At 71.8% G+C, this 12,464-nt stretch carries 13 protein-coding genes and 1 tRNA gene; 8 read left to right on the top strand and 6 right to left on the bottom strand.

The genetic code is table 11. The features are described from left to right. Positions 1-46 precede the first annotated feature (46 nt). Positions 47-973 (bottom strand): LD-carboxypeptidase, encoded by a 927-nt coding sequence (locus ACH47X_RS12950; RefSeq protein WP_397404841.1) that lies wholly within the window; start codon positions 971-973, stop codon positions 47-49. Between the two features lie 481 nt (positions 974-1,454). On the opposite strand from ACH47X_RS12950, the gene ACH47X_RS12945 reads away from it, so the two are divergent. Together ACH47X_RS12945 and ACH47X_RS12940 are read left to right on the top strand one after the other, a co-directional pair. Continuing rightward, positions 1,455-1,985 (top strand): peptidoglycan-binding protein, encoded by a 531-nt coding sequence (locus ACH47X_RS12945; RefSeq protein ID WP_397404839.1) that lies wholly within the window; start codon positions 1,455-1,457, stop codon positions 1,983-1,985. Position 1,986: 1 nt separating this feature from the next. Then, a complete protein-coding gene (locus ACH47X_RS12940; RefSeq protein WP_397404837.1) occupies positions 1,987-2,670 on the top strand; it encodes a hypothetical protein in 684 nt (227 codons plus the stop codon). 51 nt (positions 2,671-2,721) lie between these two features. On the opposite strand, the gene lat is transcribed toward ACH47X_RS12940, so the two are convergent. Continuing rightward, positions 2,722-4,029, bottom strand: coding sequence for an L-lysine 6-transaminase (gene lat, locus ACH47X_RS12935; protein ID WP_397404835.1), 1,308 nt, complete (start codon positions 4,027-4,029; stop codon positions 2,722-2,724). 56 nt (positions 4,030-4,085) lie between these two features. Further along, entirely contained in the window at positions 4,086-5,297 is a 1,212-nt protein-coding gene (locus tag ACH47X_RS12930; protein WP_397404833.1) for a CynX/NimT family MFS transporter, read from the bottom strand. Between the two features lie 158 nt (positions 5,298-5,455). Here ACH47X_RS12930 and ACH47X_RS12925 point away from each other — a divergent pair, with 158 nt between their 5' ends. Then, positions 5,456-5,872 carry a hypothetical protein gene (locus tag ACH47X_RS12925; RefSeq protein ID WP_397404831.1) on the top strand — a complete coding sequence of 139 codons (417 nt, stop codon included), beginning with the start codon at positions 5,456-5,458 and terminating at the stop codon, positions 5,870-5,872. 100 nt (positions 5,873-5,972) lie between these two features. On the opposite strand, the gene ACH47X_RS12920 is transcribed toward ACH47X_RS12925, so the two are convergent. After that, positions 5,973-6,476 carry a MarR family winged helix-turn-helix transcriptional regulator gene (locus ACH47X_RS12920; RefSeq protein WP_121386876.1) on the bottom strand — a complete coding sequence of 168 codons (504 nt, stop codon included), beginning with the start codon at positions 6,474-6,476 and terminating at the stop codon, positions 5,973-5,975. A gap of 101 nt (positions 6,477-6,577) precedes the next feature. On the opposite strand from ACH47X_RS12920, the gene ACH47X_RS12915 reads away from it, so the two are divergent. After that, positions 6,578-7,621, top strand: coding sequence for a maleylacetate reductase (locus ACH47X_RS12915; RefSeq protein ID WP_397404829.1), 1,044 nt, complete (start codon positions 6,578-6,580; stop codon positions 7,619-7,621). 41 nt (positions 7,622-7,662) lie between these two features. Here ACH47X_RS12915 and ACH47X_RS12910 read toward each other — a convergent pair whose 3' ends face one another. Continuing rightward, the gene (locus tag ACH47X_RS12910; protein WP_397404827.1) at positions 7,663-8,313 is read right to left on the bottom strand and encodes a class I SAM-dependent DNA methyltransferase; all 651 of its coding nucleotides are present in this window, start codon (positions 8,311-8,313) and stop codon (positions 7,663-7,665) included. A 212-nt stretch (positions 8,314-8,525) separates the two neighbouring features. Between ACH47X_RS12910 and ACH47X_RS12905 the strand changes: the two genes are divergently transcribed. Then, entirely contained in the window at positions 8,526-8,651 is a 126-nt protein-coding gene (locus tag ACH47X_RS12905) for a hypothetical protein (protein ID WP_281171730.1), read from the top strand. 220 nt (positions 8,652-8,871) lie between these two features. On the opposite strand, the gene ACH47X_RS12900 is transcribed toward ACH47X_RS12905, so the two are convergent. Further along, positions 8,872-9,474 carry a TetR/AcrR family transcriptional regulator gene (locus ACH47X_RS12900; protein ID WP_397404825.1) on the bottom strand — a complete coding sequence of 201 codons (603 nt, stop codon included), beginning with the start codon at positions 9,472-9,474 and terminating at the stop codon, positions 8,872-8,874. 239 nt (positions 9,475-9,713) lie between these two features. On the opposite strand from ACH47X_RS12900, the gene ACH47X_RS12895 reads away from it, so the two are divergent. From ACH47X_RS12895 to ACH47X_RS12885, 3 genes are all read left to right on the top strand, one after another. After that, positions 9,714-9,788 (top strand) — tRNA-Gln (locus ACH47X_RS12895). A gap of 34 nt (positions 9,789-9,822) precedes the next feature. Further along, on the top strand, positions 9,823-11,463 hold the full coding sequence (glmU, locus tag ACH47X_RS12890) for a bifunctional UDP-N-acetylglucosamine diphosphorylase/glucosamine-1-phosphate N-acetyltransferase GlmU (protein WP_397404823.1): 1,641 nt from the start codon (positions 9,823-9,825) through the stop codon (positions 11,461-11,463). Further along, positions 11,463-12,446, top strand: coding sequence for a ribose-phosphate diphosphokinase (locus ACH47X_RS12885; protein WP_020017097.1), 984 nt, complete (start codon positions 11,463-11,465; stop codon positions 12,444-12,446). Before glmU ends, ACH47X_RS12885 begins: the two co-directional genes overlap by 1 nt. Positions 12,447-12,464 lie beyond the last annotated feature (18 nt).

The raw sequence follows: 12,464 nt of genomic DNA, 5'->3' as shown, positions 1-12,464 counted from the left end.
GCCGGGCTCCACCGGGCCCGGCTCGGTCCGGTCGGGGCGCTGCCCCTCAGAGCGGCGCCAGGGCCGGGCGGTCGAGCGTCAGCGTGCCGGCGTCGGCGTCGAGCTCCGCCGCGACGCCGAACGGCACGGTGATCGGGTCGGGCCCGTGCCCGAACCCCAGCTCGCCCAGGATCGGGATGCCGAGCGGCCCGAGCAGGTCCAGGACGACCGGCTCGGCGGGCTCGCAGTCCTGCCACGAGCCCAGCACGATGCCGGTCGCGCCGTCGAACCAGCCCGACCGCAGCAGGTGGGTCAGGAACGAGTCGATCCGGTAGGCCTTCTCCTCGATGTCCTCCAGCAGCACGAGGCCGCCTGCGGCCGACGGCGAGGTGGGCCCGACGCCGACGGACGTCGTCAGCAGCGAGAGGCAGCCCCCGGTCGTGATGCCACGGGCGGTGCCCCCGACCAGCGGGTGGGCAGCCGGGCCGGTGAGCACCTGCGTGCTGCCCGGCTCGAACAGCGTGCGCCGCAGGTGCTCCCGGGAGGGCTCCGACTTGAGGAACGACATGGTCCCGGACATCGGCCCGTGCAGGGAGACCAGCCCGAGCCGGTTCGCGACCGCCTGGTGCAGCACCGTGCAGTCGCTGTACCCGACGAGCACCTTGGGGTCGGTGGCGGCGAGCGCGTCCCAGTCGACCAGGTCCACCATGCGCGCCGCCCCGTAGCCGCCCCGGGCCGCGACGACCGCCCGGACGTCGGGGTCCAGCCAGGCCTCCTGGAAGTCGGCCGCACGCGCCTCGTCGGTACCGGCCAGGTAGGCGCGGCCGGGGTGCTGGTCCAGGACGTGCGGCATGACCTGCACGTCGAGGCCCCAGTCCCGCAGGTGCCGCACTCCGTCGTCGAGCCGGTCCGCCGGCACGGGGCCGGACGGGGCGACGACGGCCACGGTGTCGCCCGGGCGCAGGTGCGGCGGGCTGGTCAGGGGACGCAGCATGTCGCCGACGCTACTCCCTGGTAGGGGTTGCGTCCGTCGGCGTCACTTTCTTTCAATCATCTGAAATCTGGCTCCGCAGCGCGGTGAGCCGGCCGAGCCACGCTGCATGGTCGATTCCAAGGGGTCGGTGGTCGTAGGCGGTGGCGCTGCGGCGGATGTCGGTTCCGCTGCAGCACATCGCTGGCGACGCTGCAGTCACCGCCGCCCGACCTCCGAGGTTCTGTTCAGGCCACGAACTTCTGCCCGCGAGAGCGAGCTTGAAGCGATACAACCTCGCGGCCTGAACAGAACCTCATGAGGTCGACCAGCAGCAGCGGCAGCAGTCCGGGTGCAACCGCCGGCCACGTCACCTCCATCGGAAAGCATGAGATCCGGTTTCGACTGGTGCGTCGCTTCCGTCTTGTAAGTGCAGATTGTTACCCTCGCACCTGCCAGTAGACCCGCCCGGCTCCGCCGTCGGGCACGAAGGAGCGCCGAGCGAATGCCCACCACCCGAACCTGGCTGCAGGCGGGCGGTGGCACCGTGGTCGTCGCCCTGATCGTCGCCGCCGTGGTCCAGGCGGCGAACTCGAGCGCGACCTGGGTGTCGAACGACCCGGTCGGCCAGTGCGGCAAGACCTCCGGCGGCCAGGTGGTCGCGGCCCAGAACGTCTTGTCGGCCGCCACCGGGCTGGAGCCGGTGGACGGCGGCTGGGACGCCGAGTCGGAGGTCGCGACCCGCGCGTTCCAGGCGTACAACGGGCTGCCGGTCGACGGCTGCGTGGACACCAGCACCTGGGTGACGATGCGCGCGCTGGCGATCTCCCTGTGCGACCCGGACTACAGCTGCCAGGGTCCCGACCACCGCATCCGGTACGCCGCCGCGGACGGCGCGCGGGACGCCTACCTCGCCGAGAACGACTGCGACTGGGGTTCCTACGTGCTGCCCGGCGTGGCGCGCAGCCCCGTCGCGTCGAACAAGATCATCGCGCTCTCGCGGGACGCCGTGACCGAGATCGAGTGCGGGGGCTGACGTGGTCACCACGATCGACGAGCCCAGGATCCGGCCCGAGTGGCTGCTCGGCGGTGCCGTGACACTGCTCGGCGCGATCATCATCGTGGTGGTCACGATGGTGCTCGGTTCGGGGGAGGAGAAGCCCGTCGTCGTCCCCGCGGACGCCACGGAGCTCACCGCCGGGACCTGTGCCGAGGACCTGCGCCAGCCGCACTGGGTGCCCGAGGACGTGCGGCGCGCCGTCGTCGAGTGCCCAGCCGAGATCTCGGCGGGGATGGGCCGCACCACCGCGGAGGACCACCTCGGCACCTGGATCACGTACGTGCTGGACGGTCCCGAGAACGAGGAGACGTTTCGCGGCGGCCCGGGCCCGGCGTGGCCGGAGGAGGACGTGCGCAGCGGTGCGTACCACCCGGCGTCGGCCGTGATCTACGTGGCCTACCCGGGGGCGCAGGAGCTGTCCGGCAAGCTCGCGGGCGACAACGTCACGATCGAGTGGCAGGACCTCAGGGAGTCCGGCCTGGAGGCGCGCGTCACCCGGGTGGACAACAACGGGTTCGGCCCGGTCCGCGTCGAGTGGACCGACGACGCCGGGTCCTACCTGCTGCTCTCGACCATCGGCCGCACGCCGACGGCGAACGCCGGGCCGTCGGTGGCCGAGCTGATCAGGATCGCCGACAGCGTCGCGGCCGACGACGAGTGAGCGAGGCCAGGCGCTCGGGAGGTCTGGGATCCCGAGCGCCTGACCGGTCCGTCAGAGGACGGCCGTCAGCGCCTCGTCGAGCGCCTGGACGCCGGCCTCAAGTGCTTCCGTGGTGACGGTCAGGGCGGGGCGGAACCGCACCGAGCGCTCGCCGCAGCCCAGCAGCAGCACGCTGCGCTCGGTCAGCGCGGCCAGCACGCGGTCGCGGACCTCCCGCGAGGGCAGGGTCAGCGCGCACATCAGGCCGCTGCCGCGCACGTTCGTCACGCCCTCGTGCCGCGCGGCGAGCTCGGTGAGGGCGTCCTTGAGCCGCTTGCCCATGGTCCTGGCCCGGTCGACCAGGCCTTCCTCCTCGTAGGTCTCCAGGATCCGGCGGGAGCGCACCATGTCGGTGAGGTTGCCGCCCCAGGTGGAGTTGATGCGCGAGGAGACGGCGAAGGCGTTGTCGGGGACCTCGTCCACGCGGCCGCCGGCCATGATGCCGCAGACCTGCGTCTTCTTGCCGAACGCGACGACGTCGGGGGCCACGCCGAGCTGCTGGTAGGCCCACGTGGTGCCGGTGATCCCGGCGCCGGTCTGCACCTCGTCCATGACGAACAGTGCGTCGAACTCCTGGCACAGCGCCTGCATGCCCTGCAGGAACGACGGACGGAAGTGGTGGTCGCCGCCCTCGCCCTGGATGGGCTCCATGATGAAGGCCGCGATGTCGTGCGGGTTGGCCTCGAACGCCGCACGGGCGGCCCCGAGCGCCGCGGCCTCGGCGGCGTCCATGTCCTTGCCCTCGGCGATGTACGGCGAGGGGATGCGCGGCCAGTCGAACTTGGGGAACCGCGCGACCTTGCCCGGCTCGGTGTTCGTGAGCGACATCGTGTAACCCGAGCGGCCGTGGAACGCGTGCTCCAGGTGCATCACCTTGGTGCCGAGCTCCGGGGACCGGCCGTTCGCCTCGTTCTGGCGGGACTTCCAGTCGAACGCCACCTTGAGCGCGTTCTCGACGGCGAGCGCGCCGCCGTCGATGAAGAACAGGTGCGGTAGGGCAGGATCGCCGAGCACACGCGCGAACGTGTCGGCGAAGCGCGCCATCTCGACCGTGTAGATGTCGGAGTTGGAGGGCTTGTTGATCGCGGCGGTGGCGAGCTCCTCCCGGAAGGCCGGGTCGTCGGCCAGCGCGGGATGGTTCATGCCGAGCGGTGAGGAGGCGAAGAAGGTGAACAGGTCCAGCCACTCCCGGCCGTCCCGCGCGTCGACGAGCGTGGAGCCGTGCGACCGGGTGAGGTCGAGGACCAGGTCGAACCCGTCGACCAGGAGGTGCTCGCGAAGGGTGGGGAGCACGGCGGTGGGCTCAAGGTGAGTCGTCATGCTGGAAAGGTAGGCAATGATCCTGCCAACTTTCAATGATTCTGGAAAAGTTCCTGCTATGGCCGGCGGGGCCGACGGCGGGTCGCGACCAGCTCGGCCGTGCCCAGTGCCAGCGTGGACCCCAGCATGACCAGCAGCGCCGCCGTCCAGCCGCCCGACGCCGCGTGCACCGCCCCGATCACCGCGGGTGCCGACGCCGCCACCGCGTACCCGAAGGCCTGCACGGCGGCGACCGTCCGCCGGGTCTGCGCGACGGTGCGGCACTGCTGCGCCACCACCGTGAAGATCACGACGAAGTTGCCGCCCTGCGCGATGCCCGCGAGGCTCACCCACACCAGCCACCACTGCGGCGCGAGCAGCAGTCCCACGGGCAGGGACACCCAGAGCAGACCCATCACCACCGCGGCGCCGCGCATCGGCACGCGGGCCGCCAGCGCGAGCGGCACGAGCACGCTGCCCGCGATCGCGAGGCCCTGGAACGGGGCGGCCGCGTTGCCCGCCGTGGTCACGGACACGCCGAGCAGGTCGCGCAGCAGCTCCGGGAGCCACCCCGTGACCGCGAAGTAGGAGAAGGACTGGCCCGCGAACGCGATGGTCAGCACCCACGTGATCGGACGGCGCAGCACCCCGCCCCAGGTCTCCTCCGGCCGCTCCGCCACGGGTGGAGCGGCCGTGCGTGCGGGCCGGTCCGGCAGGCGGTGCGTGGTGACCTGCCACACGACGAGCGCCACCACGGCGACGACCGACCACGAGGCGATGGCGCCCCGCCAGCCGAGCAGCGCCGCGAGAGGCGCGGTCAGCGACGTCGCGAAGACCGACCCGAGGTTCATCGTCGACGAGTACAGGCCGGTGGCCAGCGCCGTCCGCGCCGGGAAGTCCCGCGCGATGATCACCGGGACCACCACGTTGCCCACCGTGATGGCCGCGCCCAGCACCACGGTGCCCGCGAACGCCGCGACCGCACCCGTCGTGCCCGAGCCCGCCGACCGGATCAGCGTCCCCGCGATCACCCCGACCAGGGCGACCGTCACCGCCGCGTACGGGCCGACCCGGGCGATCAGGGTCGACGCCACCGGCGCCACCACGCTGAAGCAGAGCGCCGGGATGCCCACGAGGAGGCCCGCGAGGGTCTGGTCCAGGCCCAGCCCGGCGGCGACGTCGCCCATGACGGGCGGCAGCGAGGTGATGGGGGTGCGCAGGTTCAGGGCGAAGACGAGTACCGCGACGAGCAGCGCGGAGCCGCCGGCCGCTGTGCGGGTGTTGCTCATGATGCATTCATTGTGCGTGACGGTGTCGGTTGGTTGCGCGGGGCGTCCATCACATCGCCACAGGGTGTGCTGCTCGTCATCCCCGTTCCGCCAGGAGGTGTTCCGGCATCCCCGCTAGATTGGGCGACCGGTCACGACTGGAACAGCTGAGGTGTGGAATGAACCAGCGACAGGTCCTCCCCGCGGTGGGAGCACTCGTCGGCGTACTCCTGACGTCGGGCTGCGGCTTCGACCTGGGCAAGATCGACTACACCGAGCCGGAGTTCGTGGGCTCCTACGTGGGTGACGGCGCCGCGACCGTCGTCGCCCTCGGCGAGGACCGGACGTTCACCGCCGTGGGGGTTCCGGACGAGCTGCTCGGCGACGCGGTGGGTGGCGCTCCGGCCGAGATCGAGGGCACCTGGAAGTACAACTCGAAGAGCTCCGCGGACCATGTCGAGCTGACGGTCACCGACGCCGACGGCATGCCGGCCGAGCTCGGCGAGCTGCCGCTGTACGTCGCCGATGCCGACGACCTGTTCTTCCTGCCCGACCAGGTCGGGCGCGAGAAGGTCATGGTGACGCGGGACCGCTGAGCCTCCGGCTCAGGCTCTGCTTGTCTGACGACTGAGCCTGCGGTTCCGCTCCGGGCAGGTGCCTCGTCCCTCGGCCCCCACCCTGCGCTGCACCTCCGGCTCAGTCGTCGAACTGTGCGGTCACCGCGCGCAGGAGCGCAGCGAGCTGCGGGCGCTCCGCGGGCGACAGGGCGGTCAGCACCTTGGCCTCGATGTCGAGCAGGTCGCTCATGGCGGCGTCGACCCGGGCCAGGCCCTCGTCGGTGAGCTCGACGAGCACGCCGCGCCTGTCATCCGGGGAACGGTGCCGCTTGACGAACCCACGCGACTCCAGCCGGTCGATCCGGTTGGTCATGGTGCCGCTGGTCACCAGGGTCTGCGTCACGAGCGTGCCGGGCGACAGCCGAAAGGGTTCGCCGGCGCGGCGCAGCGCGGAGAGCACGTCGAACTCCCACGTCTCCAGGCTGTGCCGGGCGAACGCGGTGCGGCGCGCGAGATCGAGGTGCCGCGCCAGCCGGGACACCCGGCTGAACACCGTCAGGGGTTCGAGGTCGAGGTCGGGGCGCACGTGGTGCCACGCGGCGACGATGCGGTCGACCTCGTCGCCGTGACCTGAGTGCTCCATGGCGTGAGGCTACCGGATGTCTCGATATCAAGAATCTCGACAGGATGCACGGGGTGAAGCACGTGGTCGGCGGCGGCGCGGCGACCGTAGGCTCAGGCATCGTGGGAACAGACATCCATGTGCACGAGGTGTACGCCGGTCGAGTGCTGCAGGGTGCCGGGGCGCGGACCCTCGTGCCCGACGAGATCGAACGGCTCGGGGCGCGGCGGGTCCTGGTGGTGGCCGCACCGTCGTCCGCCGGGACGGCGCAGGACGTCGCCACGAGCCTGGGGGACCGGTACGCCGCGACCTTCGGCCGTCCCGTCCAGCACACGCCCGTCGAGGTGACCGCGCAGGCGCTGGCCCTGGCCCGCGAGGTGCGCGCCGACGCGCTCGTCGCGATCGGCGGCGGGTCGGCGATCGGGCTGGCCAAGGCGCTCGCCGTGCGGACCGGGATGCCGCAGGTCGCCGTGCCCACCACGTACGCCGGCTCCGAGGCGACCCCCGTGCTCGGCGAGACCGAGGGCGGCGTCAAGACCACGCGGCGCGAACCGGCGCTCGCGCCCGGCACCGTCGTGTACGACCCCGAGCTCACGCTGTCCATGCCCTACGGGCTCACCCTGACCTCCGCGCTCAACGCGCTGGCCCACGCCGTCGAGGCCCTGTGGGACGCCGAGGCGAGCGCGGCCACCCGGGCGTACGGGGTCGAGGCGGCGGACGGCATCCTCTCCGCGCTCCCCGCGGTGCTGGACCACCTGGGCGACGTCGGCGCGCGGGCCCGGCTGCAGGAGGCGGCCTGGCTCGCGGGCGCCTGCCTGGCGCAGGCGCGGATGGGCCTGCACCACCAGCTCGCGCACGTGCTCGGCGGCACCTACGGGCTGCCGCACGCGGAGCTGCACGCCCTGCTGCTGGCCCACGTGATGCGGTTCGACCTGCCCGCGGCTCCCGACGCCGCCGCCCGCCTGGCCCGCGTCGCGGCCGGCGACCCGGTCGGCGCGGTCGCGGCCCTGGCGGCCCGGCACGACGGCCCGACGACGCTGGGCGCGCTCGGCCTGCCCCGCACGGCGCTGCGCGAGGTGGCTGAGCGCGTCGCGGCCGCCCCCTACCCGAACCCGCGTCCCGTCGCGGCGGACGAGGTCGAGGAGCTGCTGCTCGGCGCCTGGTAGGCGCGTCCGGGGGCTTGTCCAGGGAGCCGCGCCCGGTGCGCTCAGGCGGCCTTGCGGGCCAGGAGGTGCGCCTGGGGGAAGCCGCGCACCGGGTCCTCGCCCGGCGCGAGCACCAGGCGGGCGACCTCGGTCACGCCGGACTGCCCGAGCAGGCCGAGCACGTGGCCGGGGGCGTACCGCCAGGCGGGCGACACCCGGTGGTCGAACGCCTCGCTGGTCCCGTCCGCGTCGTCGAGGGCCTGGAACGCGATCAGCAGGTGGCCGCCGGGCGCGAGCACGCGGCACAGCTCGGCGAGCGTCGCCGGGAGCGCGTCGGGCGGCGTGTGGATGACCGAGTAGTTCGCCAGCACCCCGGCGAGACCCGCCGTGGGCACGTCGAGCGCGCCCATGTCGCCGACGTCGAACCGCACGCCCGGGTGCGCCGCACGGGCGATCGCCACCAGCTCCGGCGAGAGGTCGACGCCGAACGCGTCGACGCCGCGCTCCCGCAGGTAGCCGGTCACGTGCCCGGGTCCGCAGCCGACGTCGGCCACCTGGCCGCCTCCCGTCTGCCGGACCAGGTCGGCGAAGGCCTGGACCAGCACGTGGTTCAGCGGCTGGTCGGCGAAGGCCTCGCCGACGAACGCGGTGTAGGCCTCGGCCATGTCGTCGTAGTCGGCACGGACGGTCGCGAGCTGCTCGGAGGACGTCACGCGCCGCAGCCTAGACGTGAGCCGTCCGGCGCCGCCCCCGCAACTGACTCCACTTCAGAAATATGTCCATTTCGTGGCGGACCATGGTGCAGTTTCACCCCCAATATCACAGGGTGAAACCGGGCGCGCATTAAACGCGAATATCCATTTCCCGTTGCAGAGTCCGTGTCGTGTGCTTAATGTATGGAACGCGAACACTGTTCCGCTCGCAGGTGATCATCCTGCGATTCCCGTTTTCCGGAAGGAAAAGCACCATGTCTGTTGTTGACATCGTCTCGACCCTGCTCGACTCCCTCGGCATCACCCTGGCGCAGATCCGCGTCCTGCTGGGCCTCTGAGCAGGTAGAACGAGGGCGCGGTGTTTTAAACCCGCGCTTGCAACATCCCCAGCCAAAGCGAATGCCCTCTGCGCAGAAAGCGCAGGGGGCATTCGTTCTTCTGCGCCCGCGCACACATTGTTGCGCGGACGCAAACTGACTTGACTGCATCGGGCATTTCAGGGTTGTCCGGCAATTTGCCGCGTTGCTGACGCTCGGTCAGCTATTCGACGGCTCCGGTTCAGCGGCCGAGCTTTGTCAGGGTCGGCTTCTTGTCCATGTTGTGCAGCCCGTTCCACGCCAGGTTCACCAGGTGCGCCGCTACCTCCGACTTCTTGGGGCTGCGAGCGTCCAGCCAGTACTGGCCGGTGAGCGCGATCATGCCGACGAGCATCTGCGCGTAGAGGGGCGCGGCCTTGGTCTCCAGCCCGTTGGCCCGGAACTGCGGCTCCAGGATCGCCTCCACCTGGGTGGCCACGTCGCCGATCAGGCTGGAGAACGTGCCGGTCGCCTGGGCCACGGGGGAGTCGCGCACGAGGATGCGGAACCCGTCCTCGGACGACTCGATGTAGTCCAGGAGGGCCAACGCCGTCCGCTCCAGGAGCACCTTGGGGTGCCCGCCGGAGCCCAGGGCTCCCGACAGGGCGTGCGTGAGCGCCTGCACCTCGCGGTCCACGACGACGGCGTAGACGCCCTCCTTGCCGCCGAAGTGCTCGTAGACGACGGGCTTGGAGACCTCGGCGCGGGACGCGATCTCCTCCACGCTGGTGCCCTCGAAGCCCTTCTGGGCGAACAGGCCGCGGCTGACCGTGAGCAGCTGCTCACGCCGCTGGCTGGCCGTCATGCGAGGTCTATGGGTACGTCGGTTTTCGGCGGCCATGAGGTTCATTGTGCCCGAGCGGCCGTTCCGGGCGTTGCCTGGCGGCCCGTGTGCGTGGACGTGCGCGCGGATGTGCGCGGATGTGGCTGACGACTCCACCCCTCCGGCATGGGGCACACCCCGGGACCTGGCAGACTGTTCACGGACGTGCGACGGTGGCACACGCCTGCTTCGGGTCACGACGGAGCCTCCCGCGCGCCCGGTCCGCCTTGGTGTAATCGGCAGCACAGAGGTTTTTGGTGCCTTTAGTCCAGGTTCGAATCCTGGGGGCGGAGCCATCCGGATCTGACGAACCCACCGATCGGAGCACTCGTGACCGAGACACCTCAGCCGGCAGCAGTGATCGTCCTCGCCGCCGGCCAGGGCACCCGCATGAAGTCAGCGTTGCCGAAGATCCTGCACCCGCTCGGCGGCAAGCCGATGGTGGGGCACGCGCTGACCGCCGCGCGGGAGCTCCAGCCCGGTCGGGTCGCGGTGGTGGTCCGGCACGAGCGCGACCTGGTCGCCGAGGCGGTCGGGCGGCTCGATCCCGAGGCGATCCTCGTGGACCAGGACGAGATCCCCGGCACGGGCCGCGCCGTGCAGTGCGCCCTGGAGGCGCTCGACTCCAAGGCGCAGGCCGCCGCGGCCGCCGCCGGCCTCGCCGACGGCGAGGTGGTGGGCGACGGCATCGAGGGTTCCGTGGTCGTGGTCGCGGGCGACGTCCCGCTGCTCGACGGCGCCACGCTCGGCCAGCTGCTGGCGGCGCACCACGCCGACGGCAACGCCGTCACGGTCCTGACCACCGAGGTGGACGACGCGACGGGTTACGGCCGCATCGTCCGCGAGAAGGACACCGGCGACGTGCTCGAGATCGTCGAGCACAAGGACGCGAGCGCGGACCAGCTCGCCATCCGGGAGATCAACTCGTCGGTCTACGTGTTCGACGCCGACACGCTGCGGCGCGGCCTGACCGGCCTGGACAGCAAGAACGCGCAGGGCGAGGTCTACCTGACCGACGTCGTCGCGTTCGCCCGCTCGCAGGGCCTCCACGTCCGGGCGCTGCTCGCCGACGACCCCATGCTGGTCGAGGGCGTCAACGACCGCGTCGCCCTCTCCGTCCTGGCCCGCGAGATGAACCGCCGCATCGTCGAGGAGTGGCAGCGCGCGGGCGTGACCGTGCAGGACCCGGCGACCACGTGGATCGACGTCGACGTCGAGCTCGCCCCGGACGTCACGCTCCTGCCCAACACGCAGCTCCAGGGCGCCACCGTGGTGGCCACGGGCGCCACGATCGGCCCGGACACCACGCTGACCGACGTCGAGGTCGGGGCCGGCGCCACCGTGGTCCGCACGCACGGGTCGCTCGCCGTCATCGGGGAGAGCGCGACCGTGGGCCCGTTCGCCTACCTGCGTCCGGGCACGAGCCTGGGCCGCAAGGGCAAGATCGGCACGTTCGTCGAGACGAAGAACGCCGAGATCGGCGAGGGCAGCAAGGTGCCGCACCTCTCCTACGTCGGCGACGCCTCGATCGGCGAGCACACCAACATCGGCGCCGCGTCGGTGACGGTCAACTACGACGGCGTGCACAAGCACCGCACGGTGATCGGCTCCCACGCGCGCACCGGGGCGGACAACATGTTCGTGGCCCCCGTGACCGTGGGCGACGGCGCGTACACCGCCGCCGGCTCCGTGATCCGCCGGGACGTACCCGCGGGCGCGCTCGGCGTCACGGCCGGGCAGCAGCGCAACATCGAGGGCTGGGTCGGCCGCCGCCGGCCCGGCACGGCCGCGGCGGACGCCGCAGCCGGCGCCCTCGGCGCCGAGTCCGGTCTGGGTGACCAGGCGCAGCGCCAGCTCGCCCAGCAGAACGCAGCCGGGGCCCCCACGGCCCCGCAGGCCGCGGCCACCCAGGCCGAACCGGCCGACCAGGCTCCCGCACCTGGGGCCGACAAGGAAGGAAAGTCCCACTGATGTCCAACTCCACTCCCGGACCCAACCGCCACCCGCTCGTCCTGGCCGCGGGCCGGGCACACCCCGAACTGGCGAAGAACGTCGCCAAGGAGCTGGGCATCGACCTGCTGGGCGTGTCCGCGTACGACTTCGCGAACAGCGAGACCTACGTCCGCTTCAGCGAGTCCGTGCGCGGCATGGACCTGTTCCTCCTCCAGTCGCACACGATGCCGGTCAACCAGTGGATCATGGAGCAGCTGCTCATGGTCGACGCCGCCAAGCGCGCCTCGGCGCACTCCGTCACCGTGGTTGCGCCGTTCTTCGGCTACGCCCGCCAGGACAAGAAGAGCCGCGGCCGCGAGCCGATCTCGGCCCGCCTCATCGCGGACCTGTTCAAGACGGCGGGTGCGGACCGCCTGATGAGCGTGGACCTGCACACCGCGCAGATCCAGGGCTTCTTCGACGGGCCGGTGGACCACCTGTGGGCCATGCCGATCCTCGTCGACTACGTGCGTACCCGCGTCGACGTCGAGAACGTCACCGTCGTGTCGCCCGACGCCGGCCGCATCCGCGTCGCCGAGATCTGGGCGTCCAAGCTGGGCGGCGGCCCGCTGGCCTTCGTGCACAAGACGCGCGACGTCACGCGGCCCAACCAGTCCGTGGCCAACCGCGTCGTCGGCGACGTCCAGGGCAAGGACTGCGTGCTGGTGGACGACCTGATCGACACCGGCGGCACCATCGCCGAGGCCGTCAAGGTCATCATGGCCGCGGGCGCCAAGTCGGTCACCGTCGCGGCCACGCACGGTGTACTGTCCGGTCCGGCCAAGCAGCGGCTCACGGAGTGCGGCGCGCGCGAGGTGGTCGTCACCGACACCCTGCCGATCGAGGAGGACCGCCGGTTCGACACGCTCAAGGTGCTCTCCATCGCGCCGCTGCTGGCCTCGGCGATCAACGAGGTCCACTCCGACGGGTCCGTGACCTCGCTGTTCGACGGCAACTCCTGATCCGGAGCGCCCGGCGGG

The organism is Promicromonospora kroppenstedtii, from assembly GCF_044389675.1.
Classification (GTDB): domain Bacteria; phylum Actinomycetota; class Actinomycetes; order Actinomycetales; family Cellulomonadaceae; genus Promicromonospora; species Promicromonospora kroppenstedtii.
This window is presented reverse-complemented; position numbering and strand designations above follow the sequence as displayed.